Source organism: Staphylococcus sp. HMSC065D05 (assembly GCF_001813195.1).
GTDB lineage: Bacteria > Bacillota > Bacilli > Staphylococcales > Staphylococcaceae > Staphylococcus > Staphylococcus epidermidis.
In genome coordinates, this window is the sequence record NZ_KV811746.1 from 435,944 (window position 1) to 462,479 (window position 26,536).

Below are 26,536 nucleotides of genomic sequence, written 5' to 3' on the forward strand. Positions count from 1 at the left end.
TGTCAATTGGATATAAAAATGCCTAAGCTTGGTGAAAGTGTGCATGAAGGTACGATTGAACAATGGTTAGTATCAGTTGGAGATCATGTAGATGAGTATGAACCATTATGTGAAGTTATTACAGATAAAGTAACAGCTGAAGTGCCTTCAACAATTTCAGGAACAATAACAGAATTAGTGGTTGAAGAAGGACAAACTGTTAATATAAACACAGTGATTTGTAAAATCGATTCGGCAAATGATCAAAATCAAACAGAATCGGCAAATGATTTTAAGGAAGAACAAAATCAGCATTCTCAATCAAATGTAAAGGTGTCACAATTCGAAAATAATCCTAACACTCATGAAATTGAGGAGCATACAGCCTCAAGTCGCGCAAATAACAATGGACGATTTTCGCCTGTTGTCTTTAAATTAGCTTCTGAACATGGTATTGATTTAACACAAGTCATAGGAACTGGTTTTGAAGGTCGTGTTACTAAGAAGGATATTCAAAATATTATTAACAATCCAAACAATCAAGAAAAAGAAAAAGAATTTAAACAAACAGATAAAAAAGATCATTCAATCAACCATGGTGACTTTTTACATCAATCCTCATCTAAAAATGAAAACGCACCATTATCAAATGAACGTGTCGTACCAGTTAAAGGTATTAGAAAAGCTATCGCACAAAATATGGTTACTAGTGTCAGCGAAATACCTCACGGTTGGATGATGGTTGAAGCCGATGCGACGAATTTGGTTCAGACTAGAAACCATCATAAAGTTCAATTCAAACAGAACGAGGGGTACAATTTAACTTTCTTTGCGTTCTTTGTAAAAGCTGTTGCAGAGTCTTTAAAAGCAAATCCATTACTCAATAGTACATGGCAAGGAGATGAAATTGTTATCAACAAAGATATTAATATCTCTATTGCTGTTGCAGATGATGATAAATTGTATGTGCCAGTCATTAAAAATGCAGATGAAAAGTCAATTAAAGGTATTGCACGTGAAATTAATGATTTAGCTACTAAAGCGAGATTAGGGAAATTATCACAAAGTGATATGCAAAACGGTACATTTACGGTTAATAATACTGGTTCCTTTGGTTCTGTTTCTTCAATGGGAATCATTAATCATCCACAAGCTGCCATTTTACAAGTAGAATCAGTTGTAAAGAAACCTGTAGTTATAGATGATATGATAGCAATTAGAAATATGGTTAATTTGTGTATTTCAATCGATCATCGTATTCTCGACGGTGTTCAAACGGGAAAATTTATGAATCTTGTTAAGAAAAAAATAGAACAATATTCTATTGAAAATACATCTATTTATTAATTACAAACATTGATTACCAATTAAACTTCATATTATAGTTGAACGCTTTAAGGAGGAGAATTTCTTCTTAAAGCGTTCTTCAGTATTCATTTTAAATTTCAACTAGAATTTTTCAATCATCATAAATTAATCCTGTTGAACAATGTGCTGTTAATTAGTAGAATAAAATAAGTAAAATTAACTTATTATGGAAGGTGACAAATCATGGATTTAAACTTTGATTTATATATGAATGATGTTGTTGAACAAGCACGAAACGAAATTGAGCATGCTGGTTATCAACAATTAACTTCTGCTGAGGATGTTGATCAAGTTTTACAACAAAAAGGGACATCTTTAGTCATGGTAAATTCCGTATGCGGATGCGCAGGTGGGATTGCACGTCCTGCTGCGGCACATGCATTACATTATGATAAATTACCTCAACGATTAGTTACAGTATTTGCAGGGCAAGATAAAGAGGCAACACAACAAGCCAGAGAATATTTTGAAGGATATGCACCCTCAAGTCCATCTTTTGCTTTGATTAAAGATGGTAAAATCACCGAAATGATTGAACGACATCAGATTGAAGGTCATGATGTAATGGACGTAATCAATCAGTTGCAATCTTTATTTGATAAATATTGTGAAGAAAGATAAAAGGTTAGTTCCATGCTTAAGTTAAATCCCTATAAAATAGGATTTAGAACTGTCAAAACTGCTGTGGGAATGACTTTAGGAGTAATCATATGTAAACTTTTAGGTTTAGATAATTATGCATCCAGTGCTATTTTAGTTGTATTGTGCATAAAGCACACTAAGATGCATTCAGTACAAGCAATTTTATCTCGACTAGTTTCATGTTTACTCATATTATTTTTAGGTTCAGCAATTTTTAGTCTTTTAGGACAACATGCATTTGTTTTAGGTTTAATTGTTTTGTTGTTTATTCCTTTGACTGTTGTTCTAAATGTGCAAGAAGGTGTTATTACTAGTTGTGTCATATTATTACATGTCTTTAACGCCAAGGCTATTAATGGGCACCTTATTTTAAATGAAATAATGCTATTAATAGTGGGCTTAGGTATAGCATTTCTAATGAACTTAATGATGCCTAGTTTAGATAAGAAATTGAATCATTTTAAGCAGGATATCGAAAATCAAATAACTGAAATATTTAATATTTTTAGTCAAGCCTGCTCAATGCATAATGATCATTTAAATATTAAATTTGATTCATTACTTTTAAATATTAAAAAAGCAAAATCACTTGCTTTTAGAGATGTTAAAAATCACTTTGTACGAAACGAAAATTCATTTTATCATTATTTCGATATGAGGGAAGAACAAGTTGAATTATTAAAACGTATGACATCGTTATTAGAAAAGATAAATACAGATGATCCTATACTTGAAAAGATTTCACAATTAATGTATGAAATTGGAAGTAATGTAAATAGCAATGATTATACGGCTCTAAGACTACATTCACTTTATGAAATACGTTTATCTCTCGATGATTTACCATTACCGACTACTCATAAGACTTTAAATTCCCGTGCACATATTATTCAAATTCTAAATGAACTAGAAGAATACTTAAATATTAAATCTCAATTTGGTTCTTTAAAATTGCATAGTGAAATATAAAAAAACCGTTACTTGACGAAATATTAATTAACGTCATGTAACGGTTTTTTCATTAGTTCATTAATGGAGCTATGCTAGTTAATAGTAATGCTAGTACTACTGCAATTAACATAACAACAATAATGACACGTAACACTTTATTGTTCAATTTTAATCCTCCGCATCATAAAGTCATATTCAACCATTGAGTCATTGACACTATAAACTATAATTCATTCACTCGTAAAATATCAACTTTATAATAATAAAATTATATACTTTATCTTATAGGTTGTAAAATGTCATAGAATTAAATCATTAGTGAAGAGTTAAATTAGTTTTGACAATTCATAATGTCAGTTAAAATATATTTATACAAGTAAAAAGGGGGGACCAAAAATGATTAATCAAAAGCGTTTATTAGATTGTTTTCTAGAATTAGTGCAAATTAATTCGGAAACAGGACACGAAGAAACAATTCAACCTTATCTTAAAGATACGTTTAAAAAAATGGGGCTCAATGTTATTGAAGATGAAGCTTCAAAAAATGATGGATTAGGTGCTAACAATCTTATTTGCACGCTAAAAAGTAATATAAGTCATCAGAATGTGCCGAAAATTTATTTTACAAGTCACATGGATACTGTAGTTCCAGGAAAAAACATCCAACCTGTAGTAAAAGAAGATGGATACGTTTATAGCGATGGAACTACGATACTTGGCGCGGACGATAAAGCTGGTCTTGCGGCAATAATTGAAGCGATTAAACAAATTAAGGAATCAAATTTGCCACATGGACAGATTCAAATAATTATAACCGTGGGAGAAGAATCTGGATTAGTAGGTGCTAAAGCAATAGATACTCGACTTCTAGATGCAGATTTCGGCTATGCTGTAGATGCAAGTAAAGATGTTGGAACTACTGTTATCGGTGCTCCAACTCAAGTAAAGATTTATACAACTATAAAAGGGAAAACAGCCCATGCAAGCACACCTAAAAAAGGTATTAGCGCAATAAATATTGCATCAAAAGCAATCAGTCGAATGAAATTGGGACAAGTAGATGCATTAACAACAGCCAATATCGGTAAATTTCACGGTGGCTCTGCAACTAATATTATAGCTGATGAAGTCACTTTAGAGGCAGAAGCACGGTCACATGATGATCAAAGCATTAATAAACAAGTGAAACATATGAAAGAGACTTTCGAAACAACAGCAAATGAATTAGGTGGTCAAGCTGAAGTGTTAGTTGAAAAAAGTTATCCTGGATTTGAAGTTAATGAAACTGACAAAGTAACACAATATGCTATATCTAGTGCATTAGCCCTCGGGCTAAAAGGGGATACCTGTATTGCTGGTGGTGGTTCAGATGGCAACATCATGAATCAATACGGTATTCCTTCCGTAATTTTAGGAGTAGGATATGAAAACATACATACTACTTCAGAAAGAATAGCAATAAAAGATATGTATATGCTCACAAGACAAATAATAAAAATTATTGAGTTAGTAGCTGAATAAAACATGCATATCATGATTGTTAATTAGCGATTTATGTTACAATATTATTGAAAATTTTTGAACAAGAGAGGTAAGTAATATGACACAACAAATTGGAGTAGTGGGTTTAGCAGTAATGGGGAAAAACCTAGCTTGGAATATTGAATCACGTGGTTATAGTGTTTCTGTTTATAACCGATCAAGACAAAAAACTGATGAAATGGTTAAAGAATCACCTGGAAAAGAAATTTACCCAACATACTCTTTAGAAGAATTTGTAAAATCTTTAGAGAAACCTCGTAAGATTTTATTAATGGTAAAAGCTGGACCTGCAACAGATGCCACTATAGATGGTTTATTACCTTTATTAGACGATGATGATATTTTAATTGATGGTGGTAATACTAATTACCAAGATACGATTCGTCGAAATAAAGCTTTAGCTGAAAGTAGCATTAACTTTATTGGTATGGGGGTTTCTGGTGGAGAAATCGGCGCACTCACGGGACCTTCTTTAATGCCAGGTGGTCAAAAAGATGCTTATAATAAAGTCAGCGATATATTGGACGCAATTGCTGCTAAAGCACAAGATGGTGCTTCATGTGTGACTTACATTGGCCCTAATGGTGCAGGACATTATGTTAAGATGGTACACAATGGTATCGAATATGCTGATATGCAATTAATTGCTGAAAGTTATGCAATGATGAAAGATTTATTAGGCATGTCACATAAAGAAATTTCTCAAACTTTTAAAGAATGGAATGCTGGAGAACTTGAAAGTTATTTAATAGAGATTACAGGTGATATTTTCAATAAATTAGATGATGACAATGAAGCACTTGTAGAAAAAATATTAGATACTGCAGGTCAAAAAGGCACAGGTAAATGGACTTCAATTAACGCACTAGAATTAGGTGTTCCGTTAACAATCGTTACAGAATCTGTATTTGCGAGATTCATCTCATCAATTAAAGAAGAACGTGTTACTGCATCTAAATCTTTAAAAGGACCTAAAGCACATTTTGAAGGCGATAAAAAAGCATTCTTAGAAAAAATACGTAAGGCACTTTATATGAGTAAAATATGCTCATATGCTCAAGGTTTTGCTCAAATGAGAAAAGCCAGTGAAGATAATGAGTGGAATTTGAAATTAGGCGAATTAGCAATGATTTGGCGTGAAGGTTGTATTATTCGTGCACAATTCCTACAAAAAATAAAAGATGCCTACGATAATAATGAAAACCTACAAAACTTATTATTAGACCCTTACTTCAAAAACATTGTTATGGAATATCAAGATGCACTACGTGAAGTAGTAGCTACTAGTGTATACAATGGCGTGCCAACACCTGGTTTTTCAGCAAGTATAAATTACTATGATAGTTATCGTTCAGAGGATTTACCTGCAAATTTAATTCAAGCACAACGTGATTACTTTGGCGCACATACTTATGAACGTAAAGACCGTGAAGGTATTTTCCATACACAATGGGTAGAAGAATAATTAAAATTAAAAAATCTCACTCTAAATTGGGTGGGATTTTATTGAAATTTTAATGTAAACGTTTTCTCTTAGCATAATTTTTATCAAAATTAATGAGTCCTTTTATTTTAACTTATTAATTTTGTTTATTTTAATATTTTAGTTTTTTTAATAATAGAGGAGATGATTTTATGAAAAGAAATTGGTGGAAAGAAGCTGTTGCATATCAAGTATATCCACGTAGTTTTAATGATAGTAATGGAGATGGAATAGGTGATTTGCCTGGATTAATTGAAAAATTAGATTATCTAGAAAATTTAGGAATAGATGTCATTTGGTTAAGCCCAATGTATCCATCACCAAACGATGACAATGGATATGATATTAGTGACTACAAAGGCATTATGAGTGAATTTGGTACAATGGACGATTTTGATCAATTGTTATCAAGCATACATCAAAGAGGAATGAAATTAATATTAGACTTAGTGGTGAATCACACATCAGATGAACACCCATGGTTTATTGAATCAAAATCTAGTAAAGCAAGTGCAAAAAGAGATTGGTATATTTGGGCGGATCCTAAACCTGATGGATCTGAACCTAATAACTGGGAAAGTATCTTTAATGGTTCAACTTGGGAGTTTGACGAATCGACTAAGCAATACTATTTCCATTTATTTAGCAAAAAGCAGCCAGATTTAAATTGGGAAAATCCAGATGTAAGACAAGCTGTGTTTGATATGATGAATTGGTGGTTTGAAAAAGGTATTGATGGATTTAGAGTTGACGCCATTACTCATATTAAAAAGAATTTTGAAGCAGGAGATTTACCTATACCTGATGGCAAAAAATTTGCTCCAGCATTTGATGTAGATATGAATCAGCCAGGAATACAAGAATGGCTCCAAGAAATGAAAGATAAATCGTTAAGTCGATATGACATTATGACTGTAGGCGAGGCTAATGGTGTCACTCCTAATGATGCTGAAGAATGGGTAGGAGAAGAAAAAGGGAAATTTAATATGATATTCCAGTTTGAACATCTCGGTTTATGGAGTACTGGCGATACGAAATTCGATGTTAAAGCCTATAAACAAGTCTTAAATCGTTGGCAAAAGCAACTAGAAAATGTAGGTTGGAATGCTTTATTTATCGAAAACCATGATCAACCACGCCGTGTTTCAACCTGGGGTGATGATAAAAATTATTGGTATGAATCAGCAACTAGTCACGCTACTGCCTACTTTTTACAACAGGGCACACCTTTTATTTACCAAGGTCAAGAAATAGGTATGACTAATTATCCATTTGAAAGCATTGAAAGTTTCAACGATGTCGCAGTTAAAACTGAATATCAAATAGTCAAAAAAGAAGGTGGAGATGTCAATCAATTACTAGATAAATATAAAATGGAAAACCGTGACAATGCAAGGACTCCAATGCAATGGAATAATTCAATCAATGGTGGATTCACTACTGGTAAGCCATGGTTTCATGTAAACCCTAACTATACAGAAATTAATGTTAAACAACAACTAAATGATAAGTTTTCGATACTCTCTTATTATAAAGCGTTAATTCAACTTAAAAAATCTGATTTGATTTACACTTACGGTAAGTTTAGTATGGTCGATGCAGAAAATGAGCAGATTTTTGCTTATACACGCTCATTTAAAAACAATACAGTATTAATTGTAGCCAATCTAACAAATGAAGTATCAGAACTAAACCTACCTTTTGAATTAGATATTTCATCTGTAGATATAAAATTGCATAATTATCACTTAAATGATATAAATTTAGACCATATTAAACCTTATGAAGCATTCGTCGTTGAAATATAATACCGTGACGATAATTCAGAAATTAATAATGAACACGCCAGTGACGTTAATTACCTCACTGGCGTGTTCACTATACATTGGTAGTCCATAACTCATTTATATTAAGTTTGTCCCGACTAAATTTAGTTGAACACAACTCGAAGAATTTCATTCTAAAATTCAACAAATCTATCGAGTTGGAATTCAAAACACAATTCATATAATACTGATAACCTCATAACTCTATGTCACATTTTAATTTTGATAATCCTCATCTAAATCATAGATTTCTTGTTTAATAGGTAACCATAGTTGAATCTTAGTGAACGGGTCATTAAATGAAATATCAAGTGGATAAATCTCAACATATAAACTATTTCGCTCATAGGGTAAAGTTAGTTGTAAGCTAGATTCAATATAATACCAAGCCTCGTTTGTAGCATAATCAATTTCACCTTGTAAATTAAACAATGCATAATGGCGACCAGGTAAAAATCTGCTTTCAAGGTGTGAAGGGTAACGTTCACTCGGAACACCAACAAATATTTCTAAACCTTGTTCCAGAGGACAACTGACTACAAATAATTCATACGGGCTCGTATCATTATAACGTTTAAGTTCTTTAATATAACCATCTACTAATAAATCCTCTAAAAAGTCTGGGATATTAAATGGATTTGATAATTGCTTAGTAGGAATAAATCTTGAATAGCCAACTAAAGATATATCATCAGTCTCTTGAAGCCTGTATGTATAGGGTGCATTTTCAGTCGTTGATAATTTTATATACAATCGTTTCTGTATTTTTAGTTCATCTTTTTTTGTTGTAGCTTGAATAGGTGAGATACCATGAAAATCACTAAAATCATTTGCGAAATCATTTGAATTCGCATAACGATATTTCTTAGCAACATCCATTAATCGACTAGCTCCATTAACTACATCGTTTGCTGCTATTGTCATTTTACGTGCACGTGCGTATTCCTCTGGTGACTGACCAACAATCATCTTAAAAGATTGATCCAAATGATACGGCGAAAGACCAACGTAATCACTTAATTCTTGCAAATTAAAAGGCTCTAACAAACGATCCTCAATATATACAATTGCTTGTTGTATTTGCTTGATAACGTCCAAAACTTTCACTCCAATTAAATTCAATCATAATCTTTATTGTACATTATTTTTAAATATTATACATCTTAAAGCTAGATTAATTTTTTGCAAAAATATAAAAAATGTGAATGATTATAGTCCTAAATCACTACAAGTTCTTTTGAACGTTGCGTAAATTAAGATATCATCATTCACACTAATCTATATTTATATAAAATTCATATTAGTGGATATCATCCCACCAATGATTCCCATCGCGACTTAATAAAAGATCACTTTCAAGAGGGCCATTTGTACCCGCTTCATAGTTAGGGAAACATGGTTCAACCATTGTCCATTGATCTTGGATTGCATCTACAAATTTCCAAGTAGATTTTAATTCTTCCCAATGTGTAAAATTAGTCGCATCACCTTTAAGACAATCAAACAATAAGTTTTCATATGCATCTACAGTATTCATTTTATCTTGGGCACTCATTGCGTATGATAATTGCACGGGCTCAGTATCAATTCCTTGAATGTTCTTTTTAGCATTTAAATGCAATGAAATTCCTTCATTTGGTTGAATATTAATGACTAGCAAATTGGAATCTAGTAAATTGTCAGTTTCATAATATAAATTCATAGGTACTTCTTTAAATTCTACTACGACTTGTATCGTTTTTGATTTCATGCGTTTACCTGTTCTAATATAGAAAGGAACTCCAGCCCATCTAAAGTTGTCAATTGTTAATTTACCCGATACAAATGTAGGTGTAACCGAATCCTTTGCTACACGATCTTCTTCTCGATATGACTTAACCTGTTTACCATCTATAGTGCCTTGATCATATTGACCACGCACGAAATTCTTTTTAATTTCTTCTGGTTTTAATTGTCTAAGAGATTTAAGTACTTTGACTTTTTCTGCACGTATATCTTCACTGTTCAAACTTATCGGTGCTTCCATTGCAAGTAAAGCAACCATCTGTAGCATGTGATTTTGTACCATGTCTTTAAGTGCACCACTAGATTCATAATACCCACCACGATCTTCGACACCTAATACTTCTGATGATGTAACTTGAATATTTGAAATGTATTTATTATTCCATAAAGGTTCAAACATTGCGTTTGCGAATCGTAATACTTCTATATTTTGCACCATATCTTTGCCAAGATAGTGATCTATCCGATATATTTCTTCTTCTTTAAACGAACGTCTTATTTGATTATTTAATGATTCAGCAGATTTAAGATCACTGCCAAATGGTTTCTCTATAACTAAGCGTTTAAAGCCCTTAGTTTGAGTAAGACCAGAAGATTTAAGGTAATCTGAGATCACTCCAAAAAATTGTGGTGCCATCGCTAAGTAAAACAGACGATTTCCACCTAAAGCAAATTCTGAATCTAGTCGCTCACTAAATTGAAGTAATGACTGATAACTATCTTTATCACTCACGTCAGTTTTATGATAAAAAACATGCGTCATAAACTCATCAATTCTATCTGTATCTTTAACATAAGTTTGAATTGACGCTTTAACTTGGTCGCGAAATTGTTCGTTATTATAGTCGCGACGTCCTATACCAATAATAGCAATATGTTCATCTAAATTATCTTGTTGATATAAATGGAATATAGAAGGAAATAGCTTTCTATGACTCAAATCTCCTGTGGCACCGAATATTGTAATCAAACAAGGAATGTGTTTTTGTTTAGTACTCAAGATTAAAACCTCAATTCTTAAATAAATATAATAAAAGATGATATACTTTATGATTAAACATAATTTTAGTTACGATACTTTTATTGCGTAGTATTAAAAGTAAATCAATCACATAGTTAAATATGCTTATGGATTTCATTTGATAAGAATGTAATTTTAATTCATATCAAAACATACTAGATTAATTTATTATATGATAATCACAACGTAAGGTCATTATATTTGCTTAAAGTTAAGTAAAATAAATTGAAAAATGCTTTATGACTTAAAAATCAACTTTAACAAATATGAGACACAAGTTTGCGCTTAATAAAATAATATCAAAAATGATTATGCGATAATAGTTTATAATTATATTTTATTTCTTGATTTAGAAATTATTCTTACGTATGATAAAATGAGTTAAGAAGAGGAGGATGAAGCATGGAAGTTACATTTTTCGGTACAAGTGCTGGGTTACCGACGAAAGAGAGAAATACACAATCCATTGCTTTAAATCTAGAACCATATTCAAATTCGATATGGTTATTTGATGTGGGCGAGGGAACACAACATCAAATTTTAAGACATTCTATTAAGTTAGGGAAGATAGATCATATTTTTATAACACATATGCATGGTGATCATATTTTTGGTCTCCCTGGACTACTAACAAGTCGTTCGTTTCAAGGTGGAGAAAATAAACCCCTTACTATTATAGGGCCTAAAGGGATTCAAAATTACATCGAAACATCTTTACAACTTTCTGAATCGCATTTGAATTATTCGATTACCTATATCGAAATCAATCAACAATTAGCGTATCACCACAATGGTTTTACTGTACAAGCTGAAATGCTTAACCATGGCATTCCTTCATTCGGATATCGTATTGAAGCCCCAATCACGCCTGGTACAATCAATGTAGATGCCTTGAGAGATATTGGACTAGAACCTGGTCCAAAATATCAGGAAGTCAAATTACAAGAAACGTTCGAATATAAAGGATTAATTTACAATTCAGATGATTTTAAAGGTAAAGCTAAACCTGGTCCAATTATCAGTATATTTGGTGATACAAAACCGTGTGAAAATGAATATAAATTAGCAAACAACTCTGATTTAATGATTCATGAAGCAACTTACATTGAAGGAGATAAGAAACTTGCTAATAATTACCATCATAGTCATATAGACGATGTATTTAATCTAATTAAGCAAGCCAATGTAAATAAAAGTCTTATCACTCATATCAGTAACAGATATAACATTGATGAAGTTACATCAATATACAATGAGTTATCCCTTGATCAAACTTCTCCAAATTTTTATTTCGTTAAAGATTTCGATACCTTCAAAATATAATAAAACGCTTTTCTCTCAGAATACTATCTTAGGAGAAAAGCGTTTTTATTTATTCATCTTCTTTATGTGATAATTCCATACTTCTATTCACAGCTGCACCTAAACAATCTTCAAACATCGACACAATATCATATTGAGATAGTGCATCAAGTCCAGCTTGTGTAGTACCACCTTTAGATGTAATATTTTTTCTTAATTGAGACATACTTAAATCTGAACGCTCAATCATTTTACTTGTTCCAATAATTAAATTGCGTATAGATTCTTCGACTTGATTTCGTTCTAAACCTAATTCAGTACCTGCTTTTACATATTGTTCAAATACATGATATAAAAATGCCGGCCCACTTCCTGTAATTGCAGTAACTTGATGTAGATGTTCTTCGGAGATTTCTATAACTGATCCAAATGCATTGATTAATTCATCCACTTCATTTTTAGATTTAGGATCAAAATTATTTGAAAAACTTATTCCAGTAACCGAATGTCCAACTTGAGCATTTGTATTTGGCATAATACGAGCTAATGGATTATTGGTATTAAGTTGCTGACGAATATAATCAATAGATAAACCTGCCATTATAGAAATAAACCTATTATCATTAGTAATGTGTTCTCTAATACGATTAGCTAAATTTTCAAAATCATGGGGCTTTGTACCTAAAAATACATAATCGGCATCTTTGAGTAATGCTTCATCATCATAACTATAATTAACCCCTAATTTTTCTGCAAAGCTTTTTAATGCTTGTTCATTGGATTTATTAGTTAAATAAATATCATTTGCATTTAAATTGTTGGAATTAATAATTCCAGTAAAAATTGCCTGCGCCATATTACCAGCGCCATAAAATACAAGTTTCATATTCATCTCAGCTCCTTCAATTTTGAATACTATTCATTGACTTAAAGTTATGCATATATAGTATCATATATCATAGTTAAGTAATATTACACACAAATAAAATTGAATGCTATCACACTTTATTAAGCTTGTTATTAAAATATACATAAAGGAGGAGCGACGTGATAGGTAAACACTTTATTATAACTGGAGCAACGAGTGGGTTAGGCTATGCAATAACCAATGAATTACTTCAAAGAGGCGCCCATGTTACTATACTTGCAAGAAATATCGATAAGTTCAATCGAATCAAAGAAAACTATTTTAAACCTGAACATATCAATGTGATTAAATGTGATTTAATGCAACGAAAAGATATTGAATCATTACAAGCGTTTTTAACCACACCTATAAATGGTTTCATCTATAGTTCAGGTGTCGGATATTTTAAGTCTATAAATGAACATTCAACTCGTGAAATATTAGAAACTTACGAGGTTAATCTTACAAATTTTAATTTGTTATACAAAGTGATTCAACCCCAATTAGTAAAAGCAGCATATATCGTTGGTATATCTAGTCAAGCTGCTTTAGTTTCTCAGGCTAATGCGGCCCATTACGGTGCATCGAAAGCAGGGTTTAGCGCCGTGCTTAATGCATTGAGATTAGAACAACCGGAATTAAAAGTACTCAATGCACAGCTCGGTCCAATAGATACACCATTCCATAAAAACGCAGATCCTACTCTTAAGTATTTTAAAAATTATAGACACATGATGATGCAACCACAACAACTTGCCAAGCGAATAGTGGAAGGAATAATACTAAATAAAATTGAAATTAATCAACCATCATGGATGCAAATAATGCTTAAATTTTATCAATTATGTCCACGTACACTAGAAAAATTTTGTCCAAAACTATTTAAAAATAAAGTTTAAGGTAAAAAACAACATTGACTGAATGGACATTTTTACAAATGATCTTTCAAAACCTCATATTCGGATTTTATCAACGTGGTCAATATGATTTTTGGTATTAGTATTGCCTTAAAATAAAGAGATCCTACAGACGTCATTTAACCGTTTTATCTGTTGGATCTCTTTATTTAAGTATAGTCATTTAGGTATTTAACAAGTTGGTTAATATCCTTTTATTTCAAATGTTGTGTATATTCAATATCTTTTACTCTATTACGTGCGGATTTGATTTGATCTAAACTGATGTCTTTATAATAATTGCGGACATTCTCTTCAAGTTGTTCAACGTTACTAGCTCCTACAATAATTGACCCCATAGCATCATGAGAAGTTAAATATTTAAATGATAACGCGGTTAAATTACTTTCCAATTCTTTAATAGAAGCAATCGTGCTACCCAATTCGTCTTGAGTGTAATCTAACACACCGTTTTCAAATTTTTCATCTATAACATCAACACTTTTTGAAGTTAATAAACCTTTAAATACAGGGCCACGTGCTAGAATTTTAACTTGCTTATCATGAACATCATTAATAAGACTTTCAGGACGATTATCTATTAAATTAAACTGGGACATAAGTGTTTCAATTTGACTATTTTTAAGATAATAGTCTATCACGTTAGGGCGTATAGATGAAATTCCATATGCACGAATATATCCTTCTTGCTTTAATTCATCAAATGCACTAATAGTTTCGTCCAGAGGATCGTCTATTGTTCCGCCATGTAATTGATATAAGTCTAAATGGTTTAATCCTAATCGTTTCAAAGATCCTTTAACACTTTCTTTAATATGTTTTTTCGAAGGATCCCACGTCATATGTCCATCGTCAGTTAATCGATTTCCAACTTTAGTTCCGATAACGATGTCATCACGATTTTGATATTTTTTTAATGCTTTACCAACAATTTCTTCATTAACTCCTTGATCGTAAATATCTGCAGTATCAAAATACGTAATACCATTATCAATTGCACTTTCAATAATAGGTTGGGCTTTTTTATAATCTGTGCCTAAACTCATGCAACCTAACCCAAGTTCAGAAATTTCGATGCCACTTTTTAGAATATTTTTTTGCATGTCCAGTCTCCTTTCGATACACTTTAACTGACGAATTCAGTTTATCAATTTATAAAAACAATTAAAAGGAACGTGTTTAAATATGAGATTAAACGAAAAAACAATCGATAGAACGGTTATTTACAATGGTAGTATTATTGATTTAGAAGTACATGATGTTGAATTACCCGATGGCAGTACATCTAAACGTGAACTTGTGTTTCATCATGGTGCGGTAGCAGTGTGTGCAATAACACCTGAAAATGAAGTTTTATTAGTTAAACAATTTCGTAAGGCTGCAGATCAACCACTTTTGGAAATTCCTGCAGGTAAATTAGAACAGGGTGAAGATCGTAAAGAAGCGGCTATTAGAGAACTACAAGAAGAAACAGGATATATTGCTTCAGATTTGCAATTTGTCACTAATATGTACGGGTCTCCTGGATTTTCAAGTGAAAAACTTTCTATATACTTTACAGACCAATTAACGATTGGAGAAACCAATTTAGATGCTGATGAATTTGTCGAGCTTCAAAAAGTACCTTTAAGTCAAATAGATTCATTGCTAAAAGATAATAAAATTGAGGATGCCAAAACAATCATTGCGTTGCAACATCTATTATTAAATTATAATCATTCTAAATAACAAGCAAATCTTCTTGCTTTTTACCGACAATATTGGTATTTTATTAAATGAACCATGGATTAAATTAAAATGATTATAATTCTTAGTAGAGGAGTGAGGCTTCCGTGGAAGAACGATTAAATCGCGTGAAGCAGCAATTACAACAATCATCATATAAATTGACTCCACAAAGAGAGGCAACTGTTAGAGTATTAATTGAAAATGAGAAAGATCATCTTAGCGCAGAAGATGTGTACTTAAAAGTCAAAGATAAGGCTCCAGAAATAGGGTTAGCAACCGTTTATAGAACTTTAGAATTGCTAGCTGAAATAAAAGTGCTAGATAAAATAAATTTTGGTGATGGTGTAGCTCGTTTTGATTTAAGAAAAGAAGGTGCCAAGCATTTCCATCATCATCTTGTTTGTATGGAATGTGGTAAAGTCGAAGAAATTGAAGAAGACTTATTACCTGAGGTTGAAAATCGTGTTGAAAATGAGTTTAATTTTAAGATTTTAGATCACCGTTTAACGTTTCACGGTGTATGTTCTGAATGCCAAGCCAAAAATAAGCAATAACTTAGCCAACAGACAAGTTACCGCTTCAATAGGGGTGCTAACATGAATAATATCATTGACGAATATTTAAATTTTATTCAAATTGAAAAAGGATTAAGTAACAATACTATAGGGGCGTATCGAAGAGATTTAAAAAAATATAAAGATTATCTTGAAGATAACAAGATTTCACATATCGATTTTATTGATAGACAAATTATCCAAGAGTGTCTTGGCCACCTTATAGATATGGGGCAATCTTCAAAATCTCTCGCAAGGTTTATTTCTACAATTAGAAGCTTTCATCAGTTTGCATTACGCGAAAAATATGCTGCCAAAGACCCAACTGTTTTAATAGAAACGCCCAAATATGAAAAGAAACTGCCAGATGTGCTTGAAATAGACGAAGTAATAGCATTACTGGAAACGCCTGATTTAGCCAAGAATAATGGATATCGTGATCGTACGATGTTGGAACTTTTATACGCCACAGGTATGCGTGTAACTGAAATTATTCAATTGGATGTTGAAGACGTAAACTTAATGATGGGATTTGTACGAGTGTTCGGGAAAGGGAACAAGGAAAGAATTGTCCCCTTAGGAGATACCGTCATCGAATATTTAACTACGTATATCGAAACCGTAAGACCTCAATTACTCAAACAAACCACAACCCAAGCGCTATTCCTTAACATGCACGGAAAATCTTTATCAAGACAAGGCATTTGGAAAATCATTAAACAATATGGTTTGAAAGCTAATATCAATAAGACGCTTACACCACATACATTACGGCATTCTTTTGCAACACATCTCTTAGAAAATGGTGCAGATTTAAGAGCGGTACAAGAAATGCTAGGTCACTCTGACATTTCTACAACCCAACTTTATACACATGTATCCAAATCACAAATCAGAAAAATGTATACGCAGTTTCATCCAAGAGCTTAGTAATATAGGAATTTGTAACCAGTAAATTTATGTTTAATAGCCAACCATAAATCTACTGGTCTTTTTTATTACTTTTATTTCGATACTGTCTATGGAATAAAGCACGTTCTCTATTTTTTATCACTTCAGTTCTGTCACGTTTAATATGATGATCAACAATATAAGGTTCCTTAATTATTTGAGAAGTAAATAAATAATCCGGATATTTACGTTTAATAAGTGTCCGAAACTCTGGTTCAATAGGTAATTGTAACGGAGTAAAGTGTTTTTGTAATTTAACTGCTTCAATACTTTTCATAATAAGTTCTTCAAATTCATTGATATTAAGGTGTAATTGAGTCGCATCTTTAGCGTGGTTAATAGTTAATAACGCTTTTTCAAAAGATTTTAATGCGCCTTTTAAATTCCCACGTCGATAGTGATAATTAGCTGTTGCAAACAAAATCAGACTTACCACTGCATCATGTTTTGAAAAAGTATTTTGTGATTTCCAAGCATCTTCTAAAATATCATGACATAGAAAGTAATGTTGATGCTTATGAAACTGATAATAATAATCCATTAATGATTGTTCCATTAGATTTCACCCATAATTTAAAAGTTATATGTATTCATGCTATAATAATTTAGTGAAATATGCATTAACGACGCAATTTGATATAGAGGTAGATGTAATGTATGAAGTAAAACTCGATGCATTTAATGGTCCATTAGACTTATTATTGCATCTAATTCAAAAATATGAAATTGATATTTATGATATCCCTATGAAAGCCTTAACTGAACAGTACATGCAATATGTTCATGCGATGAATCAGCTAGAAATTAATGTTGCTAGTGAATATTTAGTAATGGCATCAGAATTATTAATGATTAAAAGTAAATTACTATTGCCTCAATCGAGCATCGAAGAAGATATAGAAGAGGATCCTCGTGAGGACTTAGTAGGAAGACTTATTGAGTATCAAAACTATAAAGAATATACTGAAATATTAAATACTATGAAAGAAGAACGCGATCTTTATTTTACTAAACATCCGACGGACCTTACTCATTTAGAGACAAATGAATCGTGGGATTCTAATCAAACGATTGATTTAACTGAATTGATTGTAGCTTATCAAAGAGTTAAAAATCGGGTTGAACTTAACACTCCTAAATCTGTAGAAATTAAAAAAGAAACATTTACGATTCAACAAGCGACAGCCCAGGTTACCGAACGATTAAAACAACATGAATCGTTTAACTTTTTCAGTTTATTCACATTTCATGAACCGGTCGAACAAATTGTTACTCATTTTTTGGCAATTTTAGAAATGTCAAAATCAGGAATAGTTAATATCAAACAAACAAAACAATTTGATGATATTGACATAATAAGAGGAGTGAACTATAGCATTGGATAATATTGCAATACTTGAAGCATTACTATATACCTCCGGCGATGAAGGATTAGAGCAAAAACAAATTATTGACATATTAGACATCAACCTCAATCAATTAGAAGATTTAGTTAGTAGATATCATTCACATGGCTTAACAATTCAAAGATATGGGTCAACTTATGTACTTACAACAAAAAAAGAAACTTCTACATATATAGAACAATTAGTCAAAGAAAAGTCTAAAATGAAATTATCCCAAGCAGCAATGGAAACACTCTCTATTATTGCATATAATCAACCGCTGACACGTGGAGATATAGAAATGATTAGAGGAATTAATTCGGATGGAGCTGTAAAAACCTTAATTGCTAGAGGATTAGTAGAAGCAAAAGATGTTGATCATTCTAGAAGCCATCATTTACTAACCACAGATTTATTTCTAAATGTGTTTGGAATCGAAAACTTAGATGCATTACCTACTACAGAAGAAGATGAGGCAGAAATGGATGAATTCTTTAGTAATTTAGTTAACCAAAAAGGAGAGTCAAATGAGTAAAGAAAAAGAAAGATTACAAAAAAGAATCGCTAAAAGCGGGTATACATCTCGTCGAAAAGCAGAAGTACTTATCACTGAAGGACGAGTTAAAGTCAATGGGCAAACTGTAACAGAATTAGGGTCCAAAGTGATGCCATCAGATTTAGTTGAAGTTGATGGTATTAAAATCGAACAAGAAGACAAAATTTATATTTTGTTTTATAAACCAACTCAAGTCATTACGAGTGTTTCTGATGATCGTGGACGTAGGGTGGTTACGGATTACTTTGATGATCTAGAATCACGTATTTATCCGGTTGGACGATTAGATTATGACACATCTGGAGTTTTATTATTAACTAATGATGGAGAATTTACTAATTTGATGACACATCCTCGATATCACATTAAAAAGAAATACGTCGCTAAATTAAAAGGTTATTTAATGAGAGAGGAAATTAAGCAACTTGAAAAAGGAATAGAATTAGAAGATGGATATACACAACCAGCACAAGTTAAAATAAAAAAGCAAGATAAAGAGAAAAATACGACTTTAGTTGAAATTACAATTAGTGAAGGGCGAAATAGACAAGTTAGACGTATGTTTGAGTATTTCGGTCATCAAGTTAATAAGTTAGCAAGAATTCAATTTGGTCCCATAGATTTAAAAGGTTTGAACGCCGGTGAAGGAAGAGTTCTTACACCACATGAAGTAAAAACATTAAGACATTTGGCTGAAAACGGTAAATAAACACTAAAAAGATGTAATCACCATTTAGATTGATATTTTTTTCACAAGGTTAACCTTTGAGTCACTCAACATCGTTAACCTATGATATAATGACAAATGTATTTAAGATATAATGACAAATGTATTTAACAGCAAGTGTAGGAGGTAGTAAAAAGTATGACTAACGAAATTTTAATCGTTGATGATGAAGATAGAATTAGAAGATTACTTAAATTATATTTAGAAAGAGAATCTTTTGAAATTCATGAAGCAAGAGATGGTAAAGAAGCCTACGAGCTTGCTCTTGAAAACAACTATGCGTGCATCCTCTTAGATTTAATGCTTCCTGAAATGGATGGAATTGAAGTTGCCTCTAAACTTAGAGAACATAAAGATACACCTATCATTATGCTTACTGCAAAAGGTGAAGAAACAAATCGTGTTGAAGGATTTGAATCGGGAGCAGATGATTATATTGTGAAGCCTTTCTCACCAAGAGAAGTAGTATTGAGAGTAAAGGCGTTATTAAGACGCACACAAACTGCAAACACTGAGCAAAGCGAACCGCACGCACGCGATATTATTGAATTTAGTCATCTTGTGATTGATAATGACGCTCATCGGGTCCTTGCGGATAATCAACAAGTGAATCTAACACCTAAAGAGTATGAATTACTCATCTATTTAGCTAAAACTCCAAATAAAGTATTTGATCGAGAACAGTTACTTAAAGAGGTTTGGCATTACGAATTTTATGGGGACTTGCGTACAGTAGATACTCACGTCAAAAGACTTAGAGAAAAGTTAAATCGAGTATCAAGTGATGCTGCACAAATGATACAAACTGTGTGGGGTGTCGGTTATAAATTTGAGGTAAAACCTAGTGATGAACCGACTAAATAGTGTTGTTATAAAACTGTGGTTAACTATTATTTTAATAGTAGCGACAGTTTTAATTTTATTAAGTGTTTCATTAATCACTTTTATACAATATTACTTTACGCAAGAAACAGAATATGCGATTAAAGAAGATGCCAAAAGAATTAGTTCTCTTGTTGAGAAGTCTCATAACAAAACGTTAGCTATCCAAAATAGCCAAACACTCATTGATGGACCGGGTGGCCTCATTATTATGAACGACATGAGCGAGAAACCAGACTCATCATATAAAGACACTAAAAAACAAATGTTCAATGAAATAAAAAAGAGTACTAAATTTAAAAAAGTGTTTAAAGAAGGTGAGTATGAAACCCAAAATATTACAATAAAAAATAAAGGTAATTCTCAATCTTATCTTTTGTTAGGATACCCAATGAAAGCTCAAAAGGGTGCTCAGAGCCATTATAGTGGTGTTTTTATATATAAAGATTTGAAATCTATCGAAGATACAAATAATGCTATTACAATTATTATCTTAATAACCGCTATTATATTTACTATAGCAAGCACAATATTTGCATTCTTTTTATCTAATAGAATAACAAAACCCTTACGTCAATTAAAAACTCAAGCACAAAAAGTTTCTGAAGGGGATTATAGTCAAATTTCAACTGTCGCTACTAAAGATGAAATAGGTGATTTATCACGTGCATTTAACAACATGAACGTTGAAATTCAAGAGCATATCAAAGCAATTTCTTCATCTAAGAATATAAGAGATACATTATTAAACTCTATGGTAGAAGGCGTTCTAGGTATTAATAATCAACGTGAAATCATATTGTCGAACAAGATGGCTGATGATATTATGCGTCACATTGATGATTTTTCAAAAGAATCTATTGAACAGCAAATTGAAGCAACATTTGAATCACAAGAGAATGAGTATTTAGAATTAGAAATTAATACAAGATACTATGTATTTATCTCCAGTTATATAGATAGAATTCAAACGAATGGTAGAAGTGGTATTGTCATGGTCATCCGTGATATGACAAATGAACATAATCTTGATCAAATGAAAAAAGATTTTATAGCAAATGTATCACATGAATTACGTACGCCAATCTCTTTATTACAGGGTTACACTGAGTCCATAGTAGACGGTATAGTTACCGAACCAGATGAAATACGTGACTCATTAGCAATCGTTTTAGATGAATCTAAGCGACTTAATCGTTTAGTCAATGAGTTACTAAATGTAGCTCGTATGGATGCTGAAGGATTATCAGTTGAGAAGGAATTACAACCTATTCAGCATCTTCTTGATAAAATGGAGTCTAAATATCGCATGCAAAGTGAAGAGTTAGGTTTAACAATGACGTTTGATTCTAATAATGACGAACAATTATGGAACTATGATATGGATAGAATGGACCAAGTATTAACTAATTTAATTGATAATGCAACAAGATATACGCAAGCTGGTGATTCTATAAAGATTTCTATTGAAGAAGATTCAGATTTCAATATTTTAACAATAACTGATACAGGCACTGGTATAGCGCCGGAACATCTGAAACAAGTATTTGACCGTTTTTATAAAGTAGACGCTGCTCGAAAAAGAGGTAAGCAAGGCACTGGGTTAGGTCTTTTCATTTGTAAAATGATTATTGAAGAACACGGTGGACGTATTGATGTTGAGAGCGAATTAGGCAAAGGTACTTCATTTATTATTAGACTACCTAAATCAAAGCAAATTAGTTAGAAACCGAAAAGTATCATAAATTGTCAGTTTCAATGATTATTTTGAAAACAGAGAAATTATAATGCTACCCATCAAAATTAATATACAAAATACGCCTGAGACACAGAGTGATGTCTCAGGCGTATTTTGTATATAATCAGTCGATAACTATATTGATCATAGATTTAATTATCATTATATTTGAATAACTTCTACAAGTTTAAAGATATCATTCCAGAATCAATAAAGTTTATTTATTTATTGGTAAATATTTTATGTGTTAAAACTTAAATCCAAGTTATATATTGATTTCACATTTTGTTATTAAGGTCTAAAAATTATATTAACCGTAAGCAGAAATATTGAGTTTTTAAAACTAATCATGTATTATAATTTTAAAATAAAATTGATATATTCATCTTCGGGGTAGGGTGTAATTCCCAACCGGCAGTAATTTAAGCCTGCGACGACAACGTATTAATTTTTGCTTTGTCTTGATTCAGTGAAAGTCTGAAGCCGACAGTATAGTCTGGATGGGAGAAGATGGAGGTTTTTTGTTGTACAAATTTCCTCCTTTTCTAGGTAAGATGAATGGAAGGAGAAAATTATATATGCAACAAAACAAACGTTTGATTACAATTAGTATGTTAAGTGCGGTAGCGTTTGTGTTAACTTTCATCAAGTTTCCATTGCCATTTATTCCACCGTACCTAACTCTCGATTTTAGTGATGTTCCGACGTTATTAGCAACATTCCTCTTAAGTCCTATTGCTGGGATTATCGTTGCACTCATCAAAAATATTTTAAATTTTCTATTTAATATAGGGGATCCTGTTGGACCAGTAGCTAACTTTTTAGCAGGTGTCAGCTTTTTGCTATCATCATACTATGTTTATAGAAAAAGAAGAAATAATCGTTCTTTAATTTATGGATTAATTACAGGTACAATCGTTACGACTATTGTTTTGAGCATTTTAAATTATTTTGTGTTACTTCCATTATATGGAATGATATTTAATTTAGGTGATGTGCTTAATAACGTAAAAATTGTTATTGTGTCTGGAGTCATACCTTTTAATTTAATTAAAGGCATAATCATTTCCATTATATTTGTGTTGTTATTTAGAAGATTAAGACATATCATTAAATAAAAAACATTTTAAACTTTTTTGATTTATTTATTATAAAGACAATGTTCATATTCAAAAGTGGACATTGTCTTTATGTTATTTCTAAAGATATAAAGAAATGTAACACATAAACAATTTAACAATAGTGAGCGTAACGCTTTAAGATATTATGATTTTAAACTTCTTATCAAATAGAACACTGATTTTAATGAGCCATATAAAATGTTATCAATAATTACTAATAAACAACCCCAAATGAATCATATTAAACAATTCATTTGGGGATCAATTCATCTAATAGCTTATTATTTTATTGTTTATGGTTAGTTAACTTAACAATTAATTCTCATACAAATTGATATACTATAAATAGTAATAAATTATTTAGATTAATTTTTATGTATTCTAAGAATCATATTTTATTCAAATTTCAGTGCGTCACCATCAAATGGTTCGTCTTCAATTTTGATTGAGTCAGTAGGACAACCTTCTAGTGCATCTTCCATATCTTCATATAACTCTTCAGGCACTTCAGCAGTACCTTGGTTATCGTCGAGGATTACGTATGCAATACCTTCATCATCGTAATCATATATATCTGGAGCAGCTGCACCGCAAGCACCGCATGCTATACATGTATCCATATCAACGATTGTATATTTTGCCATATTTATTCGCCTCCTTTGATAAAAATGCTACACTAGTATTGTAAATACAATTGTAGACAACGATAGATTACATTTCAATTTATTCGTTTTATAGAGTGAGGGTTTAATTTGTACAATATACTATCATACGCCATGAGTCATGCATTTAACTACAAAACCAATAAAAGTATCTATAATATTTTAATAGGCAAGAAGTCACACCAAACGTTTTTTGATGCGTCAAGCCAACAACTTTTGTCATTATATCATAGTTTACCTAATTTAAAGTATTCAACTTTTGAGCAATTTATACTCCAAAAGGATGATTTTGAAAAATCAATTCAAGTAAAAATACATCCACAATACACTTATGATAGTCTCACTCAAACGTTTAGTTGCATACAATTACTTATCCAAACGTTATCTCATAAACGCAAGGAGTCAAATACATTTATTCCAATTGTTCAAAATACCTATGTCCAACAAAGGGTCAAACAAATTTATCAACAGGTCATTGAATCAAATCAAGTATCAAAAACTATAGACGAAATATATTTATTATTTGAGAATTTAAATAATAAAGCCAACCATACATTTCTTCATTATTATTTACAAGGATATGAGGAATCTATGTATACTAGACAACAAATAAGTTTAATTGAGGGTATACCACAATCAGAACTATTTGAACGAGAAATGAATGAACTGATTGCCTTATTGAATCAATTAAAAGATTCAACGAAATATCCAATACTTTCTCAAGCTATCATTCTTTCACCATTACAATCAAATACATACTTAAGCTATCAAAAGTTAAAATCTGGGCTCAATTTAAAAGAAATTGCTCAACTACAAAATGTAAAACTTAACACAATTGAAGATCATGTTCTAGAAATGTATATTAAGGGTTATCTGATTGACTATACATTATTTATAAATAAAAAAGATATTCTCGAATTTATAAACTACTATCAAAATCATCGAGGTAAACGATTAAAATTTCATAAAGAACATTTTACTGATTGGACTTACTTTCAAATTAAGTTAGTTATAGTAGGAATAGAAAGAGGTGACTTAATTGCTGAAAGATAATTTAAAGAAATGGTTTGGTTTTGATGAATTTAAAGAGGGGCAAGAAGAAATTATTGATAGCGTCCTTCATGGAAAGCATACACTTGGAATTTTACCAACTGGTAGTGGTAAAAGTTTATGTTATCAACTCCCAACATATATATTAGAAAAACCAACATTAATTATATCACCACTCATTTCACTTATGGATGATCAAGTAATGCAAATGAAGTTAAAAGGCGAAACACATGTTGCATGTATCCATTCTGGCATGGACGAAGTAGAAAAAAGAGACAATATTAAACGACTAAGTAAAAGTAGATTTATTTATTTAAGTCCAGAATATATATTGCAACCCCATAATTTTAAGTACATCGCTCATATCAACTTTGGATTAATAGTATTAGATGAAGCACACTGTTTATCAGAGTGGGGGTATGATTTTAGACCTCACTATGCTTTAGTTGGTAAAATTATTCATCATTTTAATTCAGCAACAGTGTTAGCACTAACAGCTACAGCACCACCTCAATTAGAGACTGATTTATCTCACATTTTATCACTCAAATTAAATGTAGTTCAAAAAAGTATGAATCGAAAAAATATTAGCTTACAGCACTTTAATTTTAATGATGATGAGGGGAAGATTGAATGGCTGTTACCATTTTTATCTAATTCTGGGCCTACAATTATATATGTTTCTTCTAAAAAAAGATGTTTAGAACTAGCCCAAATGATTTATGATTCAGGATATCTAACAGGTATATATCATGGAGATTTAAGTTATCAGGAACGCCAAACAGTTCAACAACAGTTTTTTAATAATGACATACCAGTTATAGTAGCAACAAGTGCTTTTGGAATGGGAATAAATAAAAAAGATATTCGTACAGTCATACATTTTCATTTATCATCTTCACCATCTAACTATTTACAAGAAATTGGTCGTGCTGGTAGAGATGGTAAACAAAGTCAAGCCATTAGCTTATTTCAACCTGATGATAGTTTCATTCTAGAAACATTACTATTCACTGATATGATCACTGATGACGATATCACAATGTTTGAGATGGGAAACCACTTACCAGATGAAAAGGAAAAAATTTTAAGTACTTTAAACTTACAATTCACATTTAGCCAACTTAAAGATATATTTCATCAATCATATCAACGTAAGCGACTAGGTTATATGAGAATGATGGGGTATACAAATTTAGATCAATGTAGACGCAAATACTTGCTGGAATTTTTTGGTGAACATCCTCAAAGTCCAAAACAATGTTGTGATCAAGATTCAAGCTTAGAATCTATTCAGATATTGAATCGTAAAAAGGTGAAAAGAAAACTAAGTTTTAATGAAAAATTATATAATTTGTTCGAAACCTAGCTATCGCTTTACTTACTGAAATTTAACAAGCTATAATCAATATGTAGACCCAATTAAGCAGTGTTAAATACTTTTAATTATTTTACATAT

26 protein-coding genes and 1 riboswitch are annotated in these 26,536 nt (G+C 31.4%); of the genes, 19 read left to right on the forward strand and 7 right to left on the reverse strand.

Annotated features, from left to right (window positions below):
• Positions 1-6: 6 nt before the first annotated feature.
• The 3 genes from HMPREF2897_RS07130 (at position 7) to HMPREF2897_RS07140 (ending at position 2,958) form a co-directional block, all read left to right on the forward strand.
• Complete coding sequence (locus HMPREF2897_RS07130; protein WP_070592846.1) at positions 7-1,326, forward strand: dihydrolipoamide acetyltransferase family protein; 1,320 nt, start codon at positions 7-9, stop codon at positions 1,324-1,326.
• 204 nt (positions 1,327-1,530) lie between these two features.
• On the forward strand, positions 1,531-1,968 hold the full coding sequence (gene brxB, locus HMPREF2897_RS07135) for a bacilliredoxin BrxB (protein WP_002446504.1): 438 nt from the start codon (positions 1,531-1,533) through the stop codon (positions 1,966-1,968).
• A gap of 12 nt (positions 1,969-1,980) precedes the next feature.
• Positions 1,981-2,958 (forward strand): aromatic acid exporter family protein, encoded by a 978-nt coding sequence (locus tag HMPREF2897_RS07140; RefSeq protein WP_002457709.1) that lies wholly within the window; start codon positions 1,981-1,983, stop codon positions 2,956-2,958.
• Between the two features lie 52 nt (positions 2,959-3,010).
• Here HMPREF2897_RS07140 and prli42 read toward each other — a convergent pair whose 3' ends face one another.
• Positions 3,011-3,106 carry a stressosome-associated protein Prli42 gene (prli42, locus tag HMPREF2897_RS12955; RefSeq protein ID WP_002493579.1) on the reverse strand — a complete coding sequence of 32 codons (96 nt, stop codon included), beginning with the start codon at positions 3,104-3,106 and terminating at the stop codon, positions 3,011-3,013.
• A 230-nt stretch (positions 3,107-3,336) separates the two neighbouring features.
• Here prli42 and HMPREF2897_RS07145 point away from each other — a divergent pair, with 230 nt between their 5' ends.
• The 3 genes from HMPREF2897_RS07145 to HMPREF2897_RS07155 all read left to right on the forward strand — a co-directional run bounded on the left by HMPREF2897_RS07145 (position 3,337) and on the right by HMPREF2897_RS07155 (position 7,773).
• A complete protein-coding gene (locus tag HMPREF2897_RS07145) occupies positions 3,337-4,461 on the forward strand; it encodes a M20/M25/M40 family metallo-hydrolase (RefSeq protein WP_002457708.1) in 1,125 nt (374 codons plus the stop codon).
• Positions 4,462-4,540: 79 nt separating this feature from the next.
• Positions 4,541-5,947 carry an NADP-dependent phosphogluconate dehydrogenase gene (gene gndA / locus HMPREF2897_RS07150; protein WP_002499780.1) on the forward strand — a complete coding sequence of 469 codons (1,407 nt, stop codon included), beginning with the start codon at positions 4,541-4,543 and terminating at the stop codon, positions 5,945-5,947.
• 170 nt (positions 5,948-6,117) lie between these two features.
• Entirely contained in the window at positions 6,118-7,773 is a 1,656-nt protein-coding gene (locus tag HMPREF2897_RS07155; protein ID WP_002499779.1) for a glycoside hydrolase family 13 protein, read from the forward strand.
• A 234-nt stretch (positions 7,774-8,007) separates the two neighbouring features.
• On the opposite strand, the gene HMPREF2897_RS07160 is transcribed toward HMPREF2897_RS07155, so the two are convergent.
• On the reverse strand, positions 8,008-8,889 hold the full coding sequence (locus tag HMPREF2897_RS07160; RefSeq protein WP_002457705.1) for an AraC family transcriptional regulator: 882 nt from the start codon (positions 8,887-8,889) through the stop codon (positions 8,008-8,010).
• 202 nt (positions 8,890-9,091) lie between these two features.
• Positions 9,092-10,576: a glucose-6-phosphate dehydrogenase gene (gene zwf / locus HMPREF2897_RS07165; RefSeq protein WP_070592847.1), complete on the reverse strand. Its 1,485-nt coding sequence runs from the start codon at positions 10,574-10,576 to the stop codon at positions 9,092-9,094.
• A 423-nt stretch (positions 10,577-10,999) separates the two neighbouring features.
• On the opposite strand from zwf, the gene rnz reads away from it, so the two are divergent.
• A complete protein-coding gene (gene rnz, locus HMPREF2897_RS07170; protein WP_002475208.1) occupies positions 11,000-11,920 on the forward strand; it encodes a ribonuclease Z in 921 nt (306 codons plus the stop codon).
• Positions 11,921-11,969: 49 nt separating this feature from the next.
• On the opposite strand, the gene proC is transcribed toward rnz, so the two are convergent.
• A complete protein-coding gene (gene proC, locus HMPREF2897_RS07175; RefSeq protein WP_070592848.1) occupies positions 11,970-12,785 on the reverse strand; it encodes a pyrroline-5-carboxylate reductase in 816 nt (271 codons plus the stop codon).
• A gap of 161 nt (positions 12,786-12,946) precedes the next feature.
• On the opposite strand from proC, the gene HMPREF2897_RS07180 reads away from it, so the two are divergent.
• Positions 12,947-13,705: an SDR family NAD(P)-dependent oxidoreductase gene (locus tag HMPREF2897_RS07180; RefSeq protein WP_002475195.1), complete on the forward strand. Its 759-nt coding sequence runs from the start codon at positions 12,947-12,949 to the stop codon at positions 13,703-13,705.
• 212 nt (positions 13,706-13,917) lie between these two features.
• Here the strand turns inward: HMPREF2897_RS07180 and HMPREF2897_RS07185 are convergent, their stop codons facing one another.
• Positions 13,918-14,826 carry an aldo/keto reductase gene (locus tag HMPREF2897_RS07185; RefSeq protein ID WP_002490017.1) on the reverse strand — a complete coding sequence of 303 codons (909 nt, stop codon included), beginning with the start codon at positions 14,824-14,826 and terminating at the stop codon, positions 13,918-13,920.
• 82 nt (positions 14,827-14,908) lie between these two features.
• On the opposite strand from HMPREF2897_RS07185, the gene HMPREF2897_RS07190 reads away from it, so the two are divergent.
• The 3 genes from HMPREF2897_RS07190 to xerD all read left to right on the forward strand — a co-directional run bounded on the left by HMPREF2897_RS07190 (position 14,909) and on the right by xerD (position 16,935).
• Entirely contained in the window at positions 14,909-15,451 is a 543-nt protein-coding gene (locus tag HMPREF2897_RS07190; protein ID WP_002457702.1) for an NUDIX hydrolase, read from the forward strand.
• A gap of 104 nt (positions 15,452-15,555) precedes the next feature.
• Positions 15,556-16,005 (forward strand): ferric iron uptake transcriptional regulator, encoded by a 450-nt coding sequence (locus HMPREF2897_RS07195; protein ID WP_001831103.1) that lies wholly within the window; start codon positions 15,556-15,558, stop codon positions 16,003-16,005.
• Positions 16,006-16,047: 42 nt separating this feature from the next.
• Positions 16,048-16,935, forward strand: a complete 888-nt coding sequence (gene xerD, locus HMPREF2897_RS07200; RefSeq protein ID WP_002446492.1) for a site-specific tyrosine recombinase XerD — start codon at positions 16,048-16,050, stop codon at positions 16,933-16,935.
• Between the two features lie 52 nt (positions 16,936-16,987).
• Here the strand turns inward: xerD and HMPREF2897_RS07205 are convergent, their stop codons facing one another.
• Entirely contained in the window at positions 16,988-17,512 is a 525-nt protein-coding gene (locus HMPREF2897_RS07205; RefSeq protein ID WP_038812360.1) for a DUF309 domain-containing protein, read from the reverse strand.
• Positions 17,513-17,609: 97 nt separating this feature from the next.
• Between HMPREF2897_RS07205 and HMPREF2897_RS07210 the strand changes: the two genes are divergently transcribed.
• From HMPREF2897_RS07210 to HMPREF2897_RS07235, 6 genes are all read left to right on the forward strand, one after another.
• Entirely contained in the window at positions 17,610-18,341 is a 732-nt protein-coding gene (locus tag HMPREF2897_RS07210; protein WP_070592849.1) for a segregation and condensation protein A, read from the forward strand.
• Entirely contained in the window at positions 18,334-18,876 is a 543-nt protein-coding gene (scpB, locus tag HMPREF2897_RS07215; protein WP_002446489.1) for an SMC-Scp complex subunit ScpB, read from the forward strand. The genes HMPREF2897_RS07210 and scpB overlap by 8 nt, the downstream gene beginning before the upstream one ends.
• On the forward strand, positions 18,869-19,606 hold the full coding sequence (locus HMPREF2897_RS07220) for a pseudouridine synthase (protein ID WP_002457698.1): 738 nt from the start codon (positions 18,869-18,871) through the stop codon (positions 19,604-19,606). The genes scpB and HMPREF2897_RS07220 overlap by 8 nt, the downstream gene beginning before the upstream one ends.
• A 156-nt stretch (positions 19,607-19,762) precedes the next feature.
• Positions 19,763-20,488: a response regulator transcription factor gene (locus HMPREF2897_RS07225; protein WP_002446487.1), complete on the forward strand. Its 726-nt coding sequence runs from the start codon at positions 19,763-19,765 to the stop codon at positions 20,486-20,488.
• Positions 20,472-22,232 (forward strand): ATP-binding protein, encoded by a 1,761-nt coding sequence (locus HMPREF2897_RS07230; protein WP_002475213.1) that lies wholly within the window; start codon positions 20,472-20,474, stop codon positions 22,230-22,232. The genes HMPREF2897_RS07225 and HMPREF2897_RS07230 overlap by 17 nt, the downstream gene beginning before the upstream one ends.
• A 392-nt stretch (positions 22,233-22,624) precedes the next feature.
• A riboswitch (FMN riboswitch) is annotated at positions 22,625-22,760 on the forward strand.
• 62 nt (positions 22,761-22,822) lie between these two features.
• On the forward strand, positions 22,823-23,362 hold the full coding sequence (locus tag HMPREF2897_RS07235) for an ECF transporter S component (protein ID WP_038812363.1): 540 nt from the start codon (positions 22,823-22,825) through the stop codon (positions 23,360-23,362).
• A gap of 398 nt (positions 23,363-23,760) precedes the next feature.
• Here the strand turns inward: HMPREF2897_RS07235 and HMPREF2897_RS07240 are convergent, their stop codons facing one another.
• The gene (locus tag HMPREF2897_RS07240) at positions 23,761-24,009 is read right to left on the reverse strand and encodes a ferredoxin (RefSeq protein WP_001831262.1); all 249 of its coding nucleotides are present in this window, start codon (positions 24,007-24,009) and stop codon (positions 23,761-23,763) included.
• Positions 24,010-24,117: 108 nt separating this feature from the next.
• On the opposite strand from HMPREF2897_RS07240, the gene HMPREF2897_RS07245 reads away from it, so the two are divergent.
• Both HMPREF2897_RS07245 and HMPREF2897_RS07250 read left to right on the forward strand, forming a co-directional pair.
• A complete protein-coding gene (locus tag HMPREF2897_RS07245) occupies positions 24,118-25,080 on the forward strand; it encodes a YpbB family protein (protein ID WP_002475207.1) in 963 nt (320 codons plus the stop codon).
• Positions 25,067-26,446, forward strand: coding sequence for a RecQ family ATP-dependent DNA helicase (locus HMPREF2897_RS07250; protein ID WP_002446483.1), 1,380 nt, complete (start codon positions 25,067-25,069; stop codon positions 26,444-26,446). The genes HMPREF2897_RS07245 and HMPREF2897_RS07250 overlap by 14 nt, the downstream gene beginning before the upstream one ends.
• Positions 26,447-26,536: the final 90 nt, after the last annotated feature.

Coding starts and splice junctions, on each gene's coding strand:
- brxB (WP_002446504.1), top strand. CDS start 1,531: ATGGATTTAAACTTTGATTTATATATGAATGATGTTGTTGAACAAGCA.
- HMPREF2897_RS07140 (WP_002457709.1), top strand. CDS start 1,981: ATGCTTAAGTTAAATCCCTATAAAATAGGATTTAGAACTGTCAAAACT.
- HMPREF2897_RS07145 (WP_002457708.1), top strand. CDS start 3,337: ATGATTAATCAAAAGCGTTTATTAGATTGTTTTCTAGAATTAGTGCAA.
- gndA (WP_002499780.1), top strand. CDS start 4,541: ATGACACAACAAATTGGAGTAGTGGGTTTAGCAGTAATGGGGAAAAAC.
- HMPREF2897_RS07155 (WP_002499779.1), top strand. CDS start 6,118: ATGAAAAGAAATTGGTGGAAAGAAGCTGTTGCATATCAAGTATATCCA.
- rnz (WP_002475208.1), top strand. CDS start 11,000: ATGGAAGTTACATTTTTCGGTACAAGTGCTGGGTTACCGACGAAAGAG.
- proC (WP_070592848.1), bottom strand. CDS start 12,785: ATGAAACTTGTATTTTATGGCGCTGGTAATATGGCGCAGGCAATTTTT.
- HMPREF2897_RS07185 (WP_002490017.1), bottom strand. CDS start 14,826: ATGCAAAAAAATATTCTAAAAAGTGGCATCGAAATTTCTGAACTTGGG.
- HMPREF2897_RS07190 (WP_002457702.1), top strand. CDS start 14,909: ATGAGATTAAACGAAAAAACAATCGATAGAACGGTTATTTACAATGGT.
- xerD (WP_002446492.1), top strand. CDS start 16,048: ATGAATAATATCATTGACGAATATTTAAATTTTATTCAAATTGAAAAA.
- HMPREF2897_RS07205 (WP_038812360.1), bottom strand. CDS start 17,512: ATGGAACAATCATTAATGGATTATTATTATCAGTTTCATAAGCATCAA.
- HMPREF2897_RS07210 (WP_070592849.1), top strand. CDS start 17,610: ATGTATGAAGTAAAACTCGATGCATTTAATGGTCCATTAGACTTATTA.
- HMPREF2897_RS07220 (WP_002457698.1), top strand. CDS start 18,869: ATGAGTAAAGAAAAAGAAAGATTACAAAAAAGAATCGCTAAAAGCGGG.
- HMPREF2897_RS07225 (WP_002446487.1), top strand. CDS start 19,763: ATGACTAACGAAATTTTAATCGTTGATGATGAAGATAGAATTAGAAGA.
- HMPREF2897_RS07230 (WP_002475213.1), top strand. CDS start 20,472: ATGAACCGACTAAATAGTGTTGTTATAAAACTGTGGTTAACTATTATT.
- HMPREF2897_RS07235 (WP_038812363.1), top strand. CDS start 22,823: ATGCAACAAAACAAACGTTTGATTACAATTAGTATGTTAAGTGCGGTA.
- HMPREF2897_RS07240 (WP_001831262.1), bottom strand. CDS start 24,009: ATGGCAAAATATACAATCGTTGATATGGATACATGTATAGCATGCGGT.